The 18,790-nt window shown below is 63.5% G+C and carries 19 protein-coding genes and 1 pseudogene; 14 read left to right on the top strand and 6 right to left on the bottom strand.

Going from position 1 to position 18,790, the window contains the following annotated elements; genetic code table 11:
- Window positions 1–30 precede the first annotated feature (30 nt).
- Window positions 31–759 carry a class II aldolase/adducin family protein gene (locus ACO59D_RS04810; protein WP_485125992.1) on the bottom strand — a complete coding sequence of 243 codons (729 nt, stop codon included), beginning with the start codon at window positions 757–759 and terminating at the stop codon, window positions 31–33.
- 93 nt (window positions 760–852) lie between these two features.
- On the opposite strand from ACO59D_RS04810, the gene ACO59D_RS04805 reads away from it, so the two are divergent.
- The 3 genes from ACO59D_RS04805 (at window position 853) to ACO59D_RS04795 (ending at window position 5,523) form a co-directional block, all read left to right on the top strand.
- Window positions 853–1,836 (top strand): LacI family DNA-binding transcriptional regulator, encoded by a 984-nt coding sequence (locus ACO59D_RS04805; RefSeq protein WP_130812874.1) that lies wholly within the window; start codon window positions 853–855, stop codon window positions 1,834–1,836.
- Window positions 1,837–2,046: 210 nt separating this feature from the next.
- Complete coding sequence (locus ACO59D_RS04800; RefSeq protein ID WP_485125991.1) at window positions 2,047–4,035, top strand: PTS sucrose transporter subunit IIABC; 1,989 nt, start codon at window positions 2,047–2,049, stop codon at window positions 4,033–4,035.
- Between the two features lie 90 nt (window positions 4,036–4,125).
- A complete protein-coding gene (locus tag ACO59D_RS04795; protein WP_485125990.1) occupies window positions 4,126–5,523 on the top strand; it encodes a sucrose-6-phosphate hydrolase in 1,398 nt (465 codons plus the stop codon).
- 136 nt (window positions 5,524–5,659) lie between these two features.
- Here the strand turns inward: ACO59D_RS04795 and asnS are convergent, their stop codons facing one another.
- Window positions 5,660–7,069: an asparagine--tRNA ligase gene (asnS, locus tag ACO59D_RS04790; RefSeq protein WP_485125989.1), complete on the bottom strand. Its 1,410-nt coding sequence runs from the start codon at window positions 7,067–7,069 to the stop codon at window positions 5,660–5,662.
- 273 nt (window positions 7,070–7,342) lie between these two features.
- Here asnS and ACO59D_RS04785 point away from each other — a divergent pair, with 273 nt between their 5' ends.
- The 3 genes from ACO59D_RS04785 (at window position 7,343) to pyrE (ending at window position 9,305) form a co-directional block, all read left to right on the top strand.
- Window positions 7,343–8,002, top strand: a complete 660-nt coding sequence (locus tag ACO59D_RS04785; RefSeq protein ID WP_485125988.1) for a MarR family winged helix-turn-helix transcriptional regulator — start codon at window positions 7,343–7,345, stop codon at window positions 8,000–8,002.
- Window positions 8,003–8,086: 84 nt separating this feature from the next.
- Window positions 8,087–8,605, top strand: a complete 519-nt coding sequence (locus ACO59D_RS04780) for a GAF domain-containing protein (protein WP_485125987.1) — start codon at window positions 8,087–8,089, stop codon at window positions 8,603–8,605.
- 37 nt (window positions 8,606–8,642) lie between these two features.
- Entirely contained in the window at window positions 8,643–9,305 is a 663-nt protein-coding gene (pyrE, locus tag ACO59D_RS04775) for an orotate phosphoribosyltransferase (protein WP_485125986.1), read from the top strand.
- Window positions 9,306–9,395: 90 nt separating this feature from the next.
- Here pyrE and ACO59D_RS04770 read toward each other — a convergent pair whose 3' ends face one another.
- From ACO59D_RS04770 to ACO59D_RS04760, 3 genes are all read right to left on the bottom strand, one after another.
- Window positions 9,396–10,388 carry a DUF5692 family protein gene (locus tag ACO59D_RS04770; RefSeq protein WP_485125985.1) on the bottom strand — a complete coding sequence of 331 codons (993 nt, stop codon included), beginning with the start codon at window positions 10,386–10,388 and terminating at the stop codon, window positions 9,396–9,398.
- 54 nt (window positions 10,389–10,442) lie between these two features.
- A complete protein-coding gene (locus ACO59D_RS04765) occupies window positions 10,443–11,027 on the bottom strand; it encodes a TetR/AcrR family transcriptional regulator (RefSeq protein WP_485125984.1) in 585 nt (194 codons plus the stop codon).
- Between the two features lie 199 nt (window positions 11,028–11,226).
- Window positions 11,227–11,742 (bottom strand): ferritin, encoded by a 516-nt coding sequence (locus ACO59D_RS04760; RefSeq protein WP_130812867.1) that lies wholly within the window; start codon window positions 11,740–11,742, stop codon window positions 11,227–11,229.
- A gap of 374 nt (window positions 11,743–12,116) precedes the next feature.
- Between ACO59D_RS04760 and ACO59D_RS04755 the strand changes: the two genes are divergently transcribed.
- Window positions 12,117–12,599: a hypothetical protein gene (locus ACO59D_RS04755; RefSeq protein ID WP_485125983.1), complete on the top strand. Its 483-nt coding sequence runs from the start codon at window positions 12,117–12,119 to the stop codon at window positions 12,597–12,599.
- Window positions 12,600–12,626: 27 nt separating this feature from the next.
- On the opposite strand, the gene ACO59D_RS04750 is transcribed toward ACO59D_RS04755, so the two are convergent.
- Window positions 12,627–12,863, bottom strand: a complete 237-nt coding sequence (locus ACO59D_RS04750; protein WP_485125982.1) for a hypothetical protein — start codon at window positions 12,861–12,863, stop codon at window positions 12,627–12,629.
- Between the two features lie 75 nt (window positions 12,864–12,938).
- Here ACO59D_RS04750 and ACO59D_RS04745 point away from each other — a divergent pair, with 75 nt between their 5' ends.
- From ACO59D_RS04745 to ACO59D_RS04715, 7 genes and pseudogenes are all read left to right on the top strand, one after another.
- On the top strand, window positions 12,939–13,223 hold the full coding sequence (locus ACO59D_RS04745) for a helix-turn-helix domain-containing protein (protein WP_485125981.1): 285 nt from the start codon (window positions 12,939–12,941) through the stop codon (window positions 13,221–13,223).
- A gap of 64 nt (window positions 13,224–13,287) precedes the next feature.
- Entirely contained in the window at window positions 13,288–13,704 is a 417-nt protein-coding gene (locus ACO59D_RS04740) for a holo-ACP synthase (RefSeq protein WP_485125980.1), read from the top strand.
- Complete coding sequence (locus tag ACO59D_RS04735) at window positions 13,701–14,735, top strand: NADH:flavin oxidoreductase (RefSeq protein ID WP_485125979.1); 1,035 nt, start codon at window positions 13,701–13,703, stop codon at window positions 14,733–14,735. Before ACO59D_RS04740 ends, ACO59D_RS04735 begins: the two co-directional genes overlap by 4 nt.
- Window positions 14,736–14,771: 36 nt before the next feature.
- A complete protein-coding gene (locus ACO59D_RS04730) occupies window positions 14,772–15,056 on the top strand; it encodes a hypothetical protein (RefSeq protein ID WP_485125978.1) in 285 nt (94 codons plus the stop codon).
- On the top strand, window positions 15,053–17,653 hold the full coding sequence (locus ACO59D_RS04725; protein ID WP_485125977.1) for a DEAD/DEAH box helicase: 2,601 nt from the start codon (window positions 15,053–15,055) through the stop codon (window positions 17,651–17,653). Before ACO59D_RS04730 ends, ACO59D_RS04725 begins: the two co-directional genes overlap by 4 nt.
- A 133-nt stretch (window positions 17,654–17,786) precedes the next feature.
- The gene (locus ACO59D_RS04720; protein WP_130812859.1) at window positions 17,787–18,248 is read left to right on the top strand and encodes a universal stress protein; all 462 of its coding nucleotides are present in this window, start codon (window positions 17,787–17,789) and stop codon (window positions 18,246–18,248) included.
- A gap of 300 nt (window positions 18,249–18,548) precedes the next feature.
- Window positions 18,549–18,790: pseudogene (locus tag ACO59D_RS04715) on the top strand (hypothetical protein); the annotation flags it as partial.

Below are 18,790 nucleotides of genomic sequence, written 5' to 3'. Positions count from 1 at the left end.
GACACACCCATGCACTCCCGCACGGGGCAACTATTCTTTGCCATCAGCAGGCTGACCATACACCTCAAAGCGCTTCGCGACGCCCATGACCTCCTCACCCGAGAGCACGCGCGGCGTGCCCGCGCACTCGGCCTGCCATTGGATGCGCGAAACAAACTCCAGGTTGACGGCCAAGCCGAACGCAGCAGCCATATTGGGCCCACAGGCGACAAGGCCGTGGCTTTCCATGAGCACCGCGCTTGTCTCGGGGTGCTCACCAAAGGCCTTGCCCACCGAGGCGGCAAGCTCCGGTGTGCCAAAGGTAGCATAGGGCGAGAGGGGCACCTCTTCGGCTCCGGAGTCTGCAATCGTAAAGTGCACCGCGCGAATGGGCTCGGCGAGTGCAGCCAGCGTGGTCGCATAGGGCGAGTGCGTGTGTACCACAGCGCGAGCCGCAGGGCGACGACGATAGACCTCGACATGCAGCGGCGCCTCGGAGGACGGCCGACGGGTGCCCTCAACCACAGTGCCGTCCAGGCGAAGCACCACGATGTCTTCGGGCGTGGTATCGAAGTACCCAAGCCCGGAGGGGCTTATGGCCATAAGGCCAGTCGTGGGGTCATACTCCGAGAGGTTCCCGTTCGTCCCAACGGCAAGGCCCTCCGTAGCAATCCGCTTTCCAAACGCGACGATGCGCTCGCGCACGTCTTCCATCAGCATGGTGCGCTCCTTCCTTGTCACCCACACGAGCGACGCTCCGTCCAAAAGCTTACCCCACACCCCTCACCGCTTTCGTAAGGCATTGCCCCTTTTCGTCTGGTATCGTTCTCAGGACGCGCGGGGGATCCACAGGGAAACGGAAGGCAGGTAGACGTGGACATAAACGAGATTGCAAAGCTCGCCGGGGTCTCCCGGGCGACGGTCTCGCGCTACCTCAACGACGGCTATGTCTCAAAGGAGAAGCGTGAGCTCATCGCGCATGTGATTAACGAGACGGGGTATGTCCCCTCCCAGCAGGCACGCACGCTGCGCACGGGCAAGACCAAGCTCGTGGGCGTCATCATTCCCAAGGTCAACTCGCACTCCATCGGCCGCATGGTAGCTGGCATTACCAAGGTGCTGAGTCGAGACGGCTACCAGGTTCTTCTCGCCAACACGGACAACGACGAGAAGGTCGAGGTCGACTACCTCAACCTCTTTGCCGAGCGCAACAAGGTCGACGGAATCATCCTCATCGCAACGGTCTTCACCCACGCGCACCATCGTGCCATCGACTCGCTTAACATCCCCGTGGTCATATTGGGCCAGCGCCTTGATGCCCACTCATGCGTCTACCAGGACGACTACCACGCCGTCTACGACCTCACGCACTCGCTTCTCAAGACCGCGCACAAGCCTGGCTACATAGGGGTGTACGAGAAGGACGTGGCGGCAGGCCTCGAGCGGCATCGTGCGTTCCTCGACGCCTGCAGCAGCATGGGCGTGGTCGTAGCTCCCGAGGCCCAGCAGAGCGCCACGTTCACGGTGGACTCAGGCTATCTCTGCGCCGAGAAGGTCCTCGACGCCGTGCCCGATGTTGACGCGCTTGTCTGCGCCACGGATGACATCGCCTTTGGCGCCATGACCTGCCTGCGTGAGTACGGCAAGCGCATCCCCGAAGACGTCCAGGTCACAGGTGTGGGAGACTCCAAGCTCTCGAAGATCATGATCCCCAGCCTCACCACGGTGCACTTCTACTACCAAACGAGCGGCGTCGAAGCGGCAAAGATGTTGGTGGATGCCATGACCGACGGAGATGGTGTCCCCCGCGAACTCCGCATGGGCTACGAAATCTATGCGCGCACCAGCACGCGCTAGCTCCAGCGCAATGATGTCGTACCGTTCGCGTCTGCTTTTCTACCACTCACCGTTATTCCTACAATCCACATTTGCATGGCCAGCCTTTGACTACCATTGAGTCTGTGAGAACGATTTCATAAGTAACTAGTTTAAATAACTTTTTACTCCATGAAATCTATTGTGGGAACGGTTCCACATCTACGAAACCAAGAGGGGAAGGGAGCATGCATGGCTTTGGATTACGCACAGGCGGCGCGTGAGGTCTTGGAGGCCATTGGGGGCTCGGGCAATATTGTCTCGGCCGCACACTGCGCCACACGCCTACGCCTGGTCATTGCCGATGATTCGAAGGTTGACAAGGCCAAGCTCGATGACGTCGTTGGTGCAAAGGGCAACTTCCAGGCAGCCGGCCAGCTGCAGGTAATCTTTGGTACCGGCACCGTCGATAAGGTCTACGACGAGTTCATCAAGCAGTCCGGCGTCACCGCTGCCACGAAGGCCGAGGCCAAGGAGGCCGCCGCCAACCAGGGCAATGCGTTCCAGCGCGCCATCAAGGTGCTCTCCGACGTGTTCGTGCCCATCATCCCCGCCATCGTGGCCTCCGGTATGCTCATGGGCATCATGAGCGCCATCCAGTTCATGGGCACCCCCGCCCCCGAGGGCGCCGGTCTCTTTGTGCTCGACACCACCAACGTGTGGTGGAAGATCGCTGGGCTCATCAATGCCTGCGCCCTTGCCAACCTGCAGATCCTGCTCGGCTTCTCAGCGGCGACCGTCTTCGGCGGCAACCCCTACCTTGGTGCATCGTTCGGTGCCCTACTCATCAGCTCCGACTTCATCAATGCCAACCAAGTCGCCAATATCCTGGCTGGCAAGGTTCCCGGCATCACTTCCATTCCCGTACTCGACGTCATCCCTGGCCTCTACAGCATCCAGTGGATTGGCTACCAAGGCCACGTCATCCCCATCCTCGTGGGCGTCTGGATCCTCTGCTTCTTCGAGAAGCGCCTGCACAAGGTCGTCCCCGAGATGTTCGACCTCTTCGTGACGCCGCTCGTCTCCGTGTCCCTGGCCGCCTACATCACCATCCTGTTCATCGGCCCCATCTTCGTGTGGCTCGAGAACAACATCCTCGGCCTTCTGCAGTTCCTGCTCAGCGTGCCCTTTGGCATTGGTGCCATCGTGATCGGCCTCATCTACAGCCCATCGGTGGTCACCGGCCTGCACCAGATGTACACCGCCATCGACATCGGCATGCTCTCCAACCTGGGCGTCACCTACTGGCTGCCCATCGCATCGGCCGCCAACATCGCGCAGGGCGGCGCCTGCCTGGCCGTGGCGCTCAGGACGCGCTCCGAGAAGACCAAGGCCCTCGCCGTACCCTCCGGCATCTCCTGCCTGCTGGGCATCACCGAGCCGGCCATCTTCGGCGTCAACCTCCCCAAGATGAAGCCCTTCGTCTGTGGCATGATCGGCGCCGCCGTGGGCGCCTTCATCTGCTCCGTCACGCAGCTCGCCGCCACGGGCATCGGTGTCACTGGCATCTTTGGCATCCTGCTCTGCATCGCCCAGCCCGTCCAGTACATCATCATGTTCGCCGTCGCCTTTGGCGTTGCCTTCGGGCTCACCACCATGGTCTACCGCGACGAGCAGCCCCCGGCAGACGCAGGCAGGGTGGCCGCCGAGACCGCTGCCGCGGCTGACGAGGACCACGCCTTCGAGGCCGAGGAGAAGGCCGAGGCAGCAGGTGCTCCCGCTGGTGTCGTCCCCGAGACCATCGGCTCCCCCGCCACGGGGACCGCTGTCGCGCTCGCAGATGTCTCCGACCCCGTCTTCGCCTCTCTCGCCATGGGCAAGGGCATTGCCGTGGAGCCCACGGACGGCCGGATCGTCTCGCCCGTCGACGGCACGGTGACCGTTGTCGCCGAGACCGGACACGCCCTGGGGCTTCTCTCCGACTCCGGCGCCGAGGTCCTCATCCACATTGGCATCGACACGGTGGAGCTCAAGGGCGAGCCGTTCACGCCTCACGCCAAGGTGGGCGACCGCGTAAGGCGCGGCGACGTCCTCATGGACGCTGACCTCTCCGCCATCGAGGCCGCTGGCAAGGCGGCCACGACGATGCTCGTCATCACGAACACCGACGCATATGCCTCGGTCGACCAGCTTGCCACCGGTGAGGTCAAGGCTGGCGACGCCGTAGTGGCCACCAGATAGAACCCCATGCACATCGTTGCGCGGGCGGTCGCTTTGCGGCTGCCCGCGCTTTACCCTAATGAGGAACGCCTTTCACCCGAGAGGAGCACCATGACCGCCGCGCACGAGCGCTGGACAACGCGCTATCACCTGGCTCCACACACGGGCTGGCTCAACGACCCAAACGGCCTCTGCCAGTTCCATGGCACCTACCACGTCTTCTACCAGGCAGATCCCTCTTGGCCGGCACCCGGCAAGAAGGGCTGGGGGCACTTTGCGAGCCGCGACCTTGTGAGCTGGGAGGACCTTGGGGAGGCCCTGGTCCCTTCCATCCCCGAGGACAAGGACGGTGCGTACTCGGGCTCCGCGCTCGTCGTGCATGGTGGTGCCCCGGATGGCCGCGACCTCATGCGGCTCTACTACACCGGCAACGTGAAGTACGAGGGCGACCACATCCACACGGGGCGTGACGCAAACGAGGTCATGGTCACGAGCGAGGACGGCCTGTCCTTCTCGGAGAAGCAGGTCCTTCTCCGCCCCGAGGACTACCCCTCGGACCTCACCCGCCACGTGCGTGACCCCTTTGTTTGGGAGCAGGACGGGCGCTACTACATGATGCTGGGCGCACGCCGCGCGGATGACGTGGGCGATGTCCTGCTCTACGAGTCCACCGACGCCGTGGCGTGGACCTACCGCGGGCGAATCGAGTCCGAGCGCCCCTTTGGATACATGTGGGAGTGTCCCAACGTCATTCAGCCGGACGGCCACGACTACCTGGTAGTATGCCCGCAGGGGCTGCCCTCGGGAGAGGCGCGTTGGCAAAACGTCTACCAGGCAGGGTACTTCCCGCTGCCGCAGAGCGTGCTCGATACGCAGGTGGTGGACGAGAGCTGCTTCGTTGAGCTTGACTATGGCTTTGACTTCTACGCGCCACAGGTGTTTAGGGACGAGAGGGACCGCTGCATCCTCATCGGCTGGATGGGCATGCCAGACGCGGACTACACCTCAGCGCCGGATGGCCTTGCGTGGTGCCACTGCCTCACCGTGCCGCGCGAGGTCTCGGTAGGCAAGGATGGCCTTCTCTGCCAGTGGCCGGTGACCGAGATCGACGGGCTGCGTGGCTTTTCTCAGCCCGTGGATCCGGCAGTGGGCGCGATTCTCCCCCACCACTATGCCGACATTGAGCTCGAAGGCATCGAAGGCGACCTTGAGCTGGGGCTCGATGGGGCGCTTGGGCTCTCCTTCTCTGCAGGGGCAGGCCAGCTGAGCATGGCATTTGTGGACGAGAGGGCCGCGGCTGGACGCACCGAGCGTATACTGCCGCTCGAGAGCCTGCACGACCTGCGCGTGCTGATTGACGGCTCTGCCGTCGAGGTCTATGCAAACCACGGTGCGGCGGTTCTCTCCACCAGGTGGTTCCCCACCGCGGACACGCTGCTGGTCACCATGCATGCCACCTGCGAGCGTGCGTGCTCCTGGGAGATGGGCGGCGAAGCGCCGCGGGCGTGACGCCACAAGGCCCCTTCCCGACAACACTTCCCAGAGTAACGCCCTCCGGTGCCGTTTTGGCGCCGGAGGGCGCGTTTGTTCGGCAACCCCGTCGCAAACCTGGGCTTCGGGCGCCATCCGGCGCCAGGCGGGTTCCTTAGAAGTCCGCGTTGCCCACGGTGCGCGGGTGCGGCAGGACGTCGCGGATGTTGTCGACGCCCGTGAGGTACATGACCAGGCGCTCGAAGCCCAGTCCAAAGCCCGCATGGTGGCAGCCGCCATAGCGACGCAGGTCAAGGTAGTACTTGTACTGCTCGGGATCCATACCCAGCTCCTTGATGCGGTCACGAAGCACGTCCAGGCGCTCCTCGCGCTGGGAGCCGCCGATGATCTCGCCAATGCCGGGGACCAGGCAGTCCGCAGCGGCAACGGTCTTGCCATCGTCGTTCAGGTGCATGTAGAACGCCTTGATGTCACGCGGGTAGTCCGTCACGAACGTCGGGCGCTCGAAGTGCTTCTCGGTAAGGTAGCGTTCGTGCTCGGTCTGCAGGTCAACGCCCCAAGAGACGGGATACTCGAACATCGTGCCCGAGTTCTGGGCATCCCCGAGGACCTTCACGGCATCGGTGTAGGTCACGCGGGCAAAGTCGCTCGTGGCAACGTGATGAAGACGGTCCTTGAGGCCCTTGTCCACCCACCTGTTGAGGAAGTCCAACTCGTCCGGGCAGTGCCCCATCACGTAGTTGATGACGTACTTGAGCATCTCCTCCGAGACGTCCATCTCGCCCTCAAGGTCGCAGAAGGCCATCTCGGGCTCGACCATCCAGAACTCCGCTGCGTGGCGACGCGTGTTGGAGTTCTCGGCACGGAAGGTGGGGCCAAAGGTATAGACGTCACCAAAGCTCATGGCGAAGTTCTCGCCCTGAAGCTGGCCGGACACCGTGAGGTTGGTGGGCTTGCCAAAGAAGTCCTTGCTGTAGTCGACCTTGCCATCCTCGGTGAGCGGCGGGTTGGCCGGGTCGATGGTGGTCACGCGGAACATCTCGCCGGCACCCTCGGCGTCGCTTGCCGTGATGATGGGGGTGCTCACATAGAGGAAGCCGCGCTCCTGGAAGAAGCGGTGAATGGCGAAGGCCGCCACGCTGCGCACGCGGAAGACCGCACGGAAGAGGTTGGTGCGGCTGCGCAGGTGCTGCTGGGTGCGCAGGAACTCGCGCGTCTGGCGCTTCTTCTGCATGGGGTAGTCGGGTGCGGAGATGCCCTCGACGGCAACGGCTGCCGCCTGCAGCTCGAAAGGCTGCGGACGGTCTGGCGTGAGGGCAAGCGTCCCGTGGACGACAAGGGCCGCGCCCACGTTTTGTCCAACGATCCTCTCGTACTCCTCGTCACCAAGGCGCTCTCTGTTGACAACAACCTGCAGGTCCTTGAAGCAGCTTCCGTCGTTCAGGGTGACAAAGCCAAAGTTCTTCATGTCTCGGATGGAGCGAACCCACCCCGCAACCACGAGCTTGGTGCCGCCAAGCTGGTCCATGTCCGCGTACAGCGCGGCGATCCTTGTGCGATCCAAGAGACTTCCTTCCTCCAGAACTGTGTCGAGCGCGTTAACCGACCCATCATATCGCAGCGAGACAAGCGAGAAACGCATGCCGGGAGACGGCAGCCGCTTCTCTCGCCATCAGCTTACACAGGTACCTGTTATTTGTGGAGGGATGATGGAGCTCGAACCCGTTCTCGCAAGGTTCAACAGCTACCTGTTAGTATCGTCCCCAGTTACACAGGCACCTGTTGTTAAGCGTGACGGCCGCGCTTCGGGTGCAGGCAAGACGAAAGGACGGCTCATATGAAGAGCGCGAATTCCAACGAGAGGCACATCCACACCAACCACAGGGCTCACGCCTGCCACCACGGGGACGGCTCGCTCGAGCACAAGGTCTCGAGGCTCGGGCACCTCGTCCACCACTACTACATGGCAAGCGCCCACGCCCGCGGCGCTGCGGGTGACCCCCTCAGAGGGCAGGGCCGCGTGCTTTCCCTCCTCAGGGAGAACCCGCAGGTCACCCAGAGGGAGCTGCAGGAGGGGCTCGACATGCGCCAGCAGTCCGTATCGGAGCTGCTCGCAAAGCTCGAGGAGAAGGGCTATGTGGAGCGTGGGCGCTCCAACGAGGACGCGCGCGTCACCACCGTAACCCTCACCGAGGCCGGACGCGCCGCCATGCCGCCGGCAGATGAGGTGCGCCAGCATCTTGACGCCTTTGACTCGCTCACTGAGGAGGAGCGCGCCGAGTTGGGCAGGCTCGTAGACAAGGCAACCGCAGAAGTCGAGAAGAAGCTCACCGATCTTGGCGAGGGACCGCACCACGGTTGCGGACACGGCCCCCACAATGGTCACGGCCACGGATGCCACCACGGCGAGGGGCACGGCCACGGATGCTGCCATGACGAGGGGCACGGCCGCAGGGGTGGCCATGGGCAGCGCGACGCCAAGCCTGCCGAGAGGTAGACGCGCAGCGAGAAAGCCGTAGAATCGGGTCGCCGGCAGAGCCGGTGCCCGATTCTTTCGTATGCCGAGAAGGGATGGCTTGCCGTGCAGCAAGACGTCGACGCTTACCAGCTCCTCGCAGACCAGGTGCGCTCGCTCGCCATGGGGGCACCAGGCTGGGTGCCCGCACTCGCCAACGTTGCAGCGCTTCTCGGCGAGAGGCTCGATGACGTCAACTGGGTGGGCTTCTACGTGGCCACACCCAACGACACGCTGGTACTTGGCCCGTTTTGGGGGCACATCGCCTGCGTCACGATTCCTTTTGGCAAGGGCGTGTGCGGCACGGCGGCCGCCGAGAGGCGCAGCGTCCTCGTCCCCGACGTTCGCGCCTTCCCCGGGCACATTGCCTGCGACGCTGCCTCGCGCTCAGAGCTGGTGGTTCCGCTCTTCGTCCCAACGGCAGATGGCACACGCCGCGTCTGGGGAGTTCTCGACTGCGATAGCCCACACCCGACGCGCTTCTCAGCAGAAGACCAGGAAGGCTTCGGGCTCATTGCGCGAGCAGTCGAGGAATCCGCCGGTCTTGCAGGCCCCGCCGTACGCGCAACACAGCCCTGGACGTAGAATCACACCGAGGCAGACACCCGAGGGAAGGACCACGATGGAGGAGTACAAGCGCGGGTTCATCGACTTCATGGTCGAGAGCCACGTTCTCAAGTTTGGCGACTTCACGCTCAAGAGCGGCAGAAAGTCCCCGTTCTTCATGAACGCCGGAGCCTATGTGACAGGCTCCCAGCTCAAACGCCTGGGAGAGTTCTACGCCCGCGCCATCCACGACAGCTTCGGCCTTGATTTCGACGTGCTCTTCGGGCCCGCGTACAAGGGCATCCCGCTGGCCGTGAGCTGCGCCATTGCCATGGACGAGCTCTACGGCAAGGAGGTTCGCTACTGCTCCGATCGCAAGGAGGCCAAAGACCACGGTGCCGACAAGGGCGGTTTTCTCGGCCACCAGCTTCGGGACGGTGACCGCGTGGTCATGATCGAGGACGTCACCACCTCGGGAAAGTCCATCGACGAGACGTACCCGAAGGTCTGCTCGGCCGCAGACGTGGAGGTCAAGGGCCTCATCGTGAGCCTTAACCGCATGGAGGTTGGCAAGGGCGGCAGGGTGAGCGCCCAGGAGGAGATCCAGGAGCGCTATGGATTTCCTGTCGCAAGCATCGTGACCATGGCCGAGGTCATCGAGGCGCTCGAGGGTACGGTGGTTACCCCCCAGCTCAAGGACGCCATTGCCGAGTACTACGAGAAGTACGGCGTGAAGTAGCGCACACGCGCAGGCGGCACAAAACGCGGGGCGTCAGCACAGGCTGGCACCCCGCATGCGTATTGGGAACACGTCCCCGCTCGGCGTGCCCTACGCCGCGAGGTCTGCGCGGCGGGCCGTGGCCTGGCCAAAGTCACGGGTGCCAACAAAGACGTCCTGCTTGTAGGGGTTGACGCCCAGCCTCTTCGCACGGTAGGCGATTGTGCAGATGGCGGCGACGTTGGCTGCAAGCGCGATGAGCGAGACCGTGGTTGCTGCCACAGGGTCGAGCGTCGAGTGGGTCACGAAGACGGACTCCTCCTGGAACGCAGGGAAGACCTGAGCGAACATGCACCAGATGGCCAGCGTGTTGGCGCGGTTCTGGATCCAGGCGCCCTTGTTCCACACGGCGTTTGCAACCGTGGGGGCGTGCAGCAGCGCCAGGCCGCAGTACCAGGCATGGTGGGGCAGGCAGTTGTACGTGTAGCAGAAGTTCCAGATGTCATAGGCAACGATGAAGACCCAGGTCATGTCCGGCCACAGCATGTCTCGGCCGTCCTTGGAGGAGTAGACGTTCCACCAGGCGGTCATGCAGAAGATGTTGATGAGGCCAGCGATCCCGTTGAAGACGTTGTTCCAGCCTGCGAGCTGCGTCGCCCCCTCAGAGGTAACCCACGTGGTCTCGCCCAGGGCGAAGAAGTGATAGGCGCTCTCGAAGTCGGAGCACACGGCAATCAGGATGTTGATGGCGACGATCGCAAACGGGAAGGCACGAAACCAGTGAGCGCGCCCAAGGCTCCCCCACTGGTACTTGATGATCATGAAGCCGATGCAGCCGGCAAGTGCGGCATACACCTTGGCATAGTGGAACCAGCTGTTCTGGTAGATATGGGTGGGGTTGGCGAGCGCCCATTCCTGGCCTTGTGCCACGCCCACGGCAATGGCAATGCAGTAGATGGTCATGGCCACGGGCAGCACGCCAAACATGACAAGGCCCCCGACCTTGGACCTGCGGGCAAACTCGTTAAGCACGATAAGCCCAACGAACACCATTACCCACCCCAGAAGCTGGAATGGCAAGTTGGCACTGTGGTCGAACAACATGGCACTTCCTCTCTCTCGTTCTTGGAGAAACGCTACTGTCGCGCCGTTGCGCGGCTAGTCTTGTTGGGAGCCAAGGTCGAGGTGAAGGGTGTCGGCGATGAGATCGGCGACAAGCCCGTCCGAGGCGTCGGGATGGGTCCTCATGTAGCTCATGAGGCCAATGATGAGGAGGTAGAACTCCTCGTAGGGATGACGGATCTCAATCCGGTGGTAGCGCGCGTACTCCGACACGGTGGTGTGGGTAAGGTACTTTGCGAGCGTACGGGCTACCCGTTGACTAAAGCGCTGGTAGAGAAGGGCGTTTTGGCTCTTGAGAAGGTCGGTGCGAAAGGAGCCCGCATCAAAGAGGTGACGACGGAGCATGGCCACGCAACTCTCGAGCGCACCGGCGACGTCGCCACGCACGCGCCGCGCGTTCCACTCGCGCACGGCAGCCACGAACTTCTCGACGTAGTCGTCGAGGATGGCGTCGGTGACCTCGTCGCGGCTTGAGAAGTAATGGTAGAAGAGGCTGCGCGTGATGCCTGCCCTGTCGGCGATGTCCTTTACCGAGACGCAATCGATTCCCCGCTCTTCGTAGAGCGAGCGGGTTGCGGCAATGACCTGCTCGCGTCGCGCCTGACCAATCTCACCACGCATGGGACACACCTCCTTGGCTGACACCCTGTCAACGAGATGACTTCAATCATAGGTTGTGGAGAGAATGTGTGGCAACGAACAGTTTTGAGAAAACGTCAACGAGGCGTGGCTTTAGGCACAGCAAGGGGCGCGGCGGACTGCCTGCGTCCACCACGCCCCTCGTGAAGGGCGACTATGCGAGAAGTGAGAGCCTACATCCCTACATCGGCATCGTAGGTGCCACAAAGGCGCGGGTCTGATACTCGCGGTCAAGGTCGTAGAGCCCCTTGGGGTCAGAGCCGAAGAGCTCCATGTTCTTGACCATGTCGGAGGCGTTGGTCTCCTCCTCGCCCTGCTCCTTCACAAACCAGTCGAGCAGCTGCATCGTACGGAAGTCGTGCACGTCATACGCAGCCTGGTAGCACCTGTTGATGCAAGCCGTAATGTGGCGCTCGTGCTCGAGACCGGCCTCGAGCGGGTCGATATCGCTCGAGAAGGTCTTGTCCGGCTCGGCGATGGCTGCCATCTTGACCGGATAGTCGTTGTCCAAGAGGTAGCGGCGGAGGATCTTGGCATGCGCAACCTCCTCCTGCACCTGGATCATGTACCAGTTCGCAAAGCCCTTAAGGCCGCGCTCCTCGTAGTAGTCGGCGAAGGTGAGATAGAGGTAAGCCGAGTAGAGCTCCTCGTTGATCTGTGTGTTGAGAGCGTCTGCGACCTTGGCATCGAGAGCCATGGCAACCTTCTTCCTGCCCGGTGGGGCATTGAAGACATACCGAACACTACTCCGTCTACCCACTTGGGCGTTGGCGTGTCAGCTCAGGCCCCTGCGATTCTCGCAGCTCATCGCTTTTTCTGAAACGCCCTCACGTTTGCCCAGAGGGCGCTTACGGCGTTTCAGAAGGAGCGACGAGCTCCGCAGGGTGGGAAAGCCGTCGGGTACGCATTCCCAGAATCCCGCATCGTACGTACGCATACCCCTTATCGCTGACCGCACGCCCTGAGAAACCTTTCTTGGAAACCCCTGCGCTCGCCCGGCTAGCCAGGTGTGAGTTTGAGAGAGGCGATAAACTCCGAGGCACACTACCGCAGCGCAGAGAAGGGACGCGCATGACCAGGCTCATGGACTACCTGCTAGAACCACAGACCGCCGTGGTCTTCGACATCGACGGCGTGCTCGCGGTCTACGAGTTTGGCGAGCTCTCCCATAGCGCCTGTCCCGACGAGGACTGGGAGGACTACGTGCGCACGCACGACCCCTATGCCAGCTCGCGCCCCGTTCCGCAGATCCAGCGCTTCATCGCGGACAAGGGCGCAGACCACGTGTGGGCCTGCTCTCAGGCAAGCGACTTCGAGACCCTCGGCAAGCGGGCCTTTGTCACGCGCTGCTACGAGCTAGACCCCAGCCACGTCGTGACCGTCACGCAGAAGGCCGAGAAGGTCGAGTTCCTCCGCCGGCTCGCGCGCGAGCTGGACATTCCCGAGAGACGTGTGGCCATCGTCGAGGACACGGTAAAGACGCTCGACCTTGTCGACCAAGAGACCGGCTGCGTCACCGTGCACGTCTCGTCCTTCTTCGACTACGGGATATAGCCCCGCTCCCGCACAGACAAACACAACCTAACGCGTCTGGGTGTGGACCTCACACTCGACGCCATTGTCGTCACGAATGACCTCCACCCAACGCTCGATGCGCTCCCCGTCGAGCAGGCGCGCCGCTTCTTCGATCTTGTCGGCGAGAAGGTCGAGCGACTCCGGCGAAACGGGGTCGCTGGCGGCCTGGCGGGCGAGCGCCCTGGCGATGTCTGCGCAACCATGGAGCTCATCTTGTGGGTTTTCCAAGGTATCACCTGCCACATAGCGTTGTCTGCCCGGTAGACACAAGAATATTCCATTTTTGAATGTTGCGCGTGGGGGTCTACATTCCCGCGCATGTATGAAATTGCCGACAGACTCGTGGGAAAGGTCCTCCGCAAGCTGAGGATCGAGTCCGGCCTGAGGCAGGAACAGGTCGCAGAGCGTCTTGACTCGTCCCAGTCGATGATTTCGAAGTTCGAGTCCGGCGACCGCTCGCTCCACTTGGGTGAGGTCTACGCCTACGCCGAGGCGCTGGGCGTGTCTCCGCAGCGCATCCTGCAAGAGGTTTGGGACAGTCAGAAGCCCCCGCACGGCAAGAGCGACAAGCGGCCTCCCCGAAAGGCCCAATCGCACGAATAGCTTCCGTCCGCGCTACCCTATGCTGGTACGCATTGCGGAGAAACACGGAGGCGAGAGGGACTTCATGGCTGAGGGGACACATGCCACGGGAACGCGCCTCGTGGGCATAGCCACGGCGCAGCGCCTTCTTGCCGCGAGCGCAGACGGCAGAACTGCCCACCTGCTCACGACCGCCGAGCTCGCACAGGCGGAGGCACGCAGGAACCCCGCCGAGTACGTTGCCGGGCATCTCGCCGCAAAGCGTGCGGCGATAGACGCATTGGAGCGGGCGCTGCCTGCGGGCACGGCAATCAATCCCCTCGAGCTGGAGACCACAGACGCCCCGTCAGGCGCACCCGTCTGCACGGTCACGGGACACCTGGCTGCCACCCTAGCCGCGCGCAACATGGACCCTCCGCGCATCTCCATCACGAACGAAGCTGGCGTTGCGCTGGCGACAGCCGTCGTCTGTGCCCCAGGAGCAGAAGGCGAGAATGCATGATCTTTGACCAGCCGCTTGCCGTAGGTGGCCTCACGCTGAGAAATCGCCTGGTCATGGTACCTGTCGCCACGGGCAAGGCAGACGCGCGGGGTCAGGTGACAGCCGCCCTCTGCGAGCACTACGCCGCACGGGCGCACGGAGGCCACCTCGGCCTTGTCGAGTGCGGCCACCACTTTATCTGCGAGGAGGGACGCGCCACGGCACGCCAGGCGTCCATTGCCCGCGACGCAGACATCGAGGGCCTCAAGCGCGAGGCCGTAGCCGTACACGACCAGGGCGTCCCCGTCTTTGTGCAGCTCTCGCATGCGGGCTCGGCCGCCACGGAGGCGCTCACGGGCATGCGTCCCCTGGCACCTTCGGCCGCGACCTGCCCCGGAGCCAAGGTGGGCCACCCGCTCCCCCGCCCCATGGGCGGCGATGACATCGCGCTCATACCCGAGCTCTTCTCGGCAGCGGCACGCCGTGCCCGCGCGGCCGGCTTCGACGGAGTCGAAATCCACGCGGCGCACGGGTATCTGCTGAATCAGTTCCTCTCGCCTCTCACGAACCAGCGGCAGGATGCCTACGGAGGCCCGCTTGCCCACAGGGCGCGGCTGCTTTTGGAGGTCCTCGCCGCGATGCGAGCCGAGCTTCCCTCTGACTACCCGGTCTCGGTGCGTCTGGGCGGCTGCGACTACCTGCCCGGCGGCAACGCCATCGTTGACGCCGTAAAGCTCGCGCGCATGGTGGAGGCCAGCGGCGCAAATCTCATATCCGTCTCGGGCGGCATGTGCTACTACGACAGGCCCGGCTACGAGGACATGCCGGGCTGGTTTGCCGATTCGTCAACCCCCATCCGCCAGACCGTAGGCGTGCCCGTGCTCCTGGCAGGCGGCATCAAGACGGGCATGGCGGCGGAGGTGCTTCTCGAGCAGGGTGCGTGCGACCTCGCAGGCGTTGGACGTGCGATACTGAACAGGCCCGCTTGGGCCAGGCGCGAGACCACCAAGCTCCGCGCCGCCAGCGGGCGCATGGAAGATAACGCAGGATAGCGAGAGAGGCCGGCCCCGGTGGCCGAGGAGGGCAGCATGGACGAAAGTGACAGGAAGCTTGCCGAGCAACTTCGCGAGCAGCTCGAGGCGGGCGGGGCGAGAACGGCCTTCGGCACTTCGTCCCAGGGTGTACCGGCGGATGAGCAGGATGATCCGGAGAGCCTCGTCGAGGGACCGTTTGCCCAGGCGATGGCAGCCTACCGTCAGGCAAGGCGCTCAGATGACGCCGAGGCCACGGCTGCCGCCGAACGACACCTCCAGGATGTGGTGCGCGCGGAGCTGGCCGGCAGTGCCGAGCCCTGCTCGGGGGGCAAGCGATGAGCGCGACAGCAAGCGACGCGACTGGGCCGACCCCCGTGGACCTTGGCCCCAACGGGCCAGGCTCGCTGGGGCGTCTCATCCCCTGGCCAGACGACGAGACCTACCCCAACATCCCCGCCGAGGACGCACTCGAGCTCTTCCTCGGATGGGTCGAGTCACGCGGGATGCAGCTCTGGGACCACCAGGAAGAGGCCCTTCTCGACATAGCCTCGGGTGACCACGTGATCTTGGGCACCCCCACCGGCTCGGGCAAGAGCATGGTGGCCGTGGGCATGCTCTTCATCGCCAACTGCACGAACCGTCGCGCCTACTACACGGCGCCCATAAAGGCGCTTGTCAGCGAGAAGTTCTTCAACCTCGTGGACCTCCTCGGCAAGGACAGCGTGGGCATGATCACGGGCGACGTGGTGATAAACAGCGAGGCACCCGTCATCTGCTGCACGGCCGAGATCTTGGCCCAAGACGCGCTGCGCTTTGGCGAGCACGCCGACATCGGCTGCGTCGCCATGGACGAGTTCCACTTCTACGCCGACCGCGACCGTGGCTGGGCGTGGCAGGTGCCGCTATTGGCGCTTCCCCACACGCAGTTCCTGCTCATGTCCGCCACCCTGGGTGACGTCACCGACATCGCCAGCGCGCTGGAGGAGCACACCGGGCGCGCCGTTGACCAGGTGCTCGACGCGCCCAGACCAGTGCCTCTCTCCTACGAGTTCGTCGAGACCCCGCTCGAGGGCACGGTCGAGCTGGCGCTTCGCGACGGCGACGCACCGCTCTACATAGTGCACTTCTCGCAGGAGGCCGCCCTCAAGAGCGCACAGGCCCTCTCGAGCTATGGCGTCTCGTCCAAAGGGCAACGCGAGGCCCTGAAGGACGCCGTCAAGGGCACGCGCTTCACGACCACCTTTGGCAAGACCCTGAAGCGCCTCATCCTGACGGGCGTGGGCGTGCACCACGCTGGGATGCTGCCGCGCTACCGCCTGCTGGTCGAGAAGCTCGCGCAGCAGGGCCTCCTCCCCGTGATCTGCGGCACCGACACGCTGGGCGTGGGCATCAACGTGCCCATCCACACCGTGCTCCTCACCCAGCTCACCAAGTTCGACGGCAAGCGCATGCGGCGCTTGAACGCGCGCGAGTTCCACCAGATAGCAGGCCGTGCGGGTCGCGCCGGCTTCGACACCGAGGGCCGCGTAGTCGCCGAGGCCACCGAGTACGACATCGAGCGCGCCAAGGCCCTGGCAAAGGCAGGCGGCGACCCCAAGCGCGCCAGGAAGATCAAGGTGAAGACGCCTCCATCGGACTTCGTGGGATGGAACAAGCAGACCTTTGAGCGGCTCATTGCGGCAGAGCCCGAGAAGCTCCGCCCACGGCTGCGCATCACGCACTCCATGGTGCTCGCAGAGATCGAGCAGGGCGGGGATGCCTGGATGCGCACGCACAAGCTCATCGAAGACTCGGCCCAGACGTCCGAGGAGAAGGCCGCGCTCTCCCAGCGCACCGACGAGGTCTTTGCCACGCTCATCGATGCCGGCGTTATCGAGCGCCACGAGGAGGCAGACGGCACGGCATCCTACCTGCTCACCGTTGACCTGCCCGAGGACTTTGCGCTCGACCAGCCCCTCTCGCCCTTCCTCCTCGCCGCCATCGAGCTTCTGGACCCCGAGGGCGAGGCCTATGCGCTCGACCTCATCTCGATGGTCGAGGCGACGCTCGAGGACCCGCCCCAGATTCTGCGCGCTCAGGAGCGCGAGGCTCGGGGTGCCGCCATCGCCGCCATGAAGGCAGAGGGCGTCGAGTACGAGGAGCGCATGGAACGCGCCCAGGAGGTCACCTATCCCAAGCCACTCGAGGGGCTGCTCGACACGGCCTTTGCGGAATATTGCGAGAAGGTTCCCTGGGCAAGCGACTACTGCCTACGCCCCAAGAGCGTCCTACGCGACATGGTCGAGACGGCCAGTGACTTCAAAACCTACATTGGACGCTACAAGATAGCCCGCTCGGAGGGAACGCTGTTGCGCTATCTCTCCGACGCCTACCGCGTGCTTGACCGCACGGTACCCGCCGAGAAGCGCGATGAGCGCCTAGGCGACATCGTGACCTGGCTCAGGCTTGTTGTGCGCACCACGGATTCCTCGCTCGTCGACGAGTGGGAAGGCGTCGGCACCGAGGACGAGGGCGCCAATCCGGCAGCCCCCATCGCAGACGAGGTCGTCCACGACAGACGCGGTCTCACCCTGCTCGTACGCAACGCACTCTTTGCCCGCGTGCGACTGGCTGCCCTAGGCAGGGTCGAGGAGCTTGGCGACCTTGATGCAGACTGGGGCTACCGCTCGGTTGTGTGGCAGCAGGCGCTTGACGCGTTTCACGCTGAGCACGAGGGCATACTGCTGGACGCAGACGCCCGCTCGTCGGCCTACCTCGACATCGACGAGGCAGACGAGAGGACCGACCGCGTCTGGCACGTCCACCAGGTGTTCCGCGACTCGGACGATGACCACGACTTTGGCATCTGGGGCGACGTGGACCTCGATGCAACGCAGGACGAAGGCGCCGCGGTCTTCAGGGCCTATCGCGTGGGCTTTGTGGACTCACTCGTCTAGGGCATCTGCCGTTCAGGGGCGCGGGACGCACATCCCGCGCCTTTTCTCGTCCAGATTGCCGCTGTGACGGGTAAACCTGCCGTAGGGCAGTGCGCAGGCGTTGCCCTACGGCACGCTTACAAAGGAGGACGCCATGGCAGAGACTAACCAGACCTATCAGGACCTTGGGTACGACAGAATCTTCGTATCGCTTGACGGGACAGAACGCCAGACCGAGGTGCTCCATCGTGCCATCGTGATGGCGGCCAACGACAACGCAGAGCTCTACATTGGGCACGTGATCGACTCGACCGCGCTCGAGACCGCAGGCACCTATCCCATCGACCTCATCCCCTCGCTGGAGAAGGACTTCCGCGATTCCATTGCCAAGCAGGTCGCCGAAGCCGAAGCAGAGCCGCAGATCAAGAGCGTCAAGGTCATCGTCAAGGCCGGGCGCATCCGCGAGACCCTGAAGGACGACATGATTGACGTTGTCAAGCCCGACCTTGTCATCTGCGGGGCACGCGGGCTCTCGTCCATCAAGTACGCAATTCTCGGCTCCATCTCCACCTTCCTCACCCGGTCAACTTCCTGCGACGTCCTCGTGGTGAAGTAGCGCAGCCACGGGAGCTCGCCATCCGCTCACGGATTTCTTGGTGACCTTCGCGGCATCCCACAGAAATCCCATAGCTTGTTCTCCCCTCTGGATGTAAGGCGAAGATGACTTGTAAATTAGCTGGTAGACGATGTGCTTTTGGTTGCAGCCCCTCTCGCTCAGGGGGGCTGCAACCCTATATGACGACTTGAGACTTTTTGCAGGAAACGTGATATCTCAATTTTCGCGCTAAGGTTATCTAACTGCGCACTTGCCATACCTCAGAGTGTGCGCCGTACCCGCCAGACACGGAGGTGACCTTTGTCGTTCCCGTCTACAGCACGTACCGGAGCCCTTGTCATAGCGCTCGTCGGCGCCATCACGCTCGGCGCCGGGGCCGCCAGACCCGCCATAGCGTGGGGCGATACGCTCGATGACCTCCAGGCAAAGGTCGGGGAGACCAACGAGGCACTTGACACCGCCAACGACAAGGTCACCCAGCTCGAGCAGCAGATTGACGACAACCAGCAGCGCGTTGCAGAGATTGAGGCACAGCTTCCCGA

It is taken from the genome of Tractidigestivibacter sp., assembly GCF_057241865.1.
The sequence above is the reverse complement of the archived record's forward strand: the minus strand, read 5'-3'. Positions and strand labels throughout refer to the sequence as shown.

Excerpts from the sequence above, each read along its gene's own strand:
- ACO59D_RS04795 (WP_485125990.1), top strand. The coding sequence starts at position 4,126 with ATGACCGCCGCGCACGAGCGCTGGACAACGCGCTATCACCTGGCTCCA.
- ACO59D_RS04725 (WP_485125977.1), top strand. The coding sequence starts at position 15,053 with ATGAGCGCGACAGCAAGCGACGCGACTGGGCCGACCCCCGTGGACCTT.
- ACO59D_RS04735 (WP_485125979.1), top strand. The coding sequence starts at position 13,701 with ATGATCTTTGACCAGCCGCTTGCCGTAGGTGGCCTCACGCTGAGAAAT.
- ACO59D_RS04800 (WP_485125991.1), top strand. The coding sequence starts at position 2,047 with ATGGCTTTGGATTACGCACAGGCGGCGCGTGAGGTCTTGGAGGCCATT.
- ACO59D_RS04730 (WP_485125978.1), top strand. The coding sequence starts at position 14,772 with ATGGACGAAAGTGACAGGAAGCTTGCCGAGCAACTTCGCGAGCAGCTC.
- ACO59D_RS04755 (WP_485125983.1), top strand. The coding sequence starts at position 12,117 with ATGACCAGGCTCATGGACTACCTGCTAGAACCACAGACCGCCGTGGTC.
- ACO59D_RS04785 (WP_485125988.1), top strand. The coding sequence starts at position 7,343 with ATGAAGAGCGCGAATTCCAACGAGAGGCACATCCACACCAACCACAGG.
- ACO59D_RS04745 (WP_485125981.1), top strand. The coding sequence starts at position 12,939 with ATGTATGAAATTGCCGACAGACTCGTGGGAAAGGTCCTCCGCAAGCTG.
- ACO59D_RS04740 (WP_485125980.1), top strand. The coding sequence starts at position 13,288 with ATGGCTGAGGGGACACATGCCACGGGAACGCGCCTCGTGGGCATAGCC.
- ACO59D_RS04765 (WP_485125984.1), bottom strand. The coding sequence starts at position 11,027 with ATGCGTGGTGAGATTGGTCAGGCGCGACGCGAGCAGGTCATTGCCGCA.
- ACO59D_RS04770 (WP_485125985.1), bottom strand. The coding sequence starts at position 10,388 with ATGTTGTTCGACCACAGTGCCAACTTGCCATTCCAGCTTCTGGGGTGG.
- pyrE (WP_485125986.1), top strand. The coding sequence starts at position 8,643 with ATGGAGGAGTACAAGCGCGGGTTCATCGACTTCATGGTCGAGAGCCAC.
- ACO59D_RS04720 (WP_130812859.1), top strand. The coding sequence starts at position 17,787 with ATGGCAGAGACTAACCAGACCTATCAGGACCTTGGGTACGACAGAATC.
- ACO59D_RS04760 (WP_130812867.1), bottom strand. The coding sequence starts at position 11,742 with ATGGCTCTCGATGCCAAGGTCGCAGACGCTCTCAACACACAGATCAAC.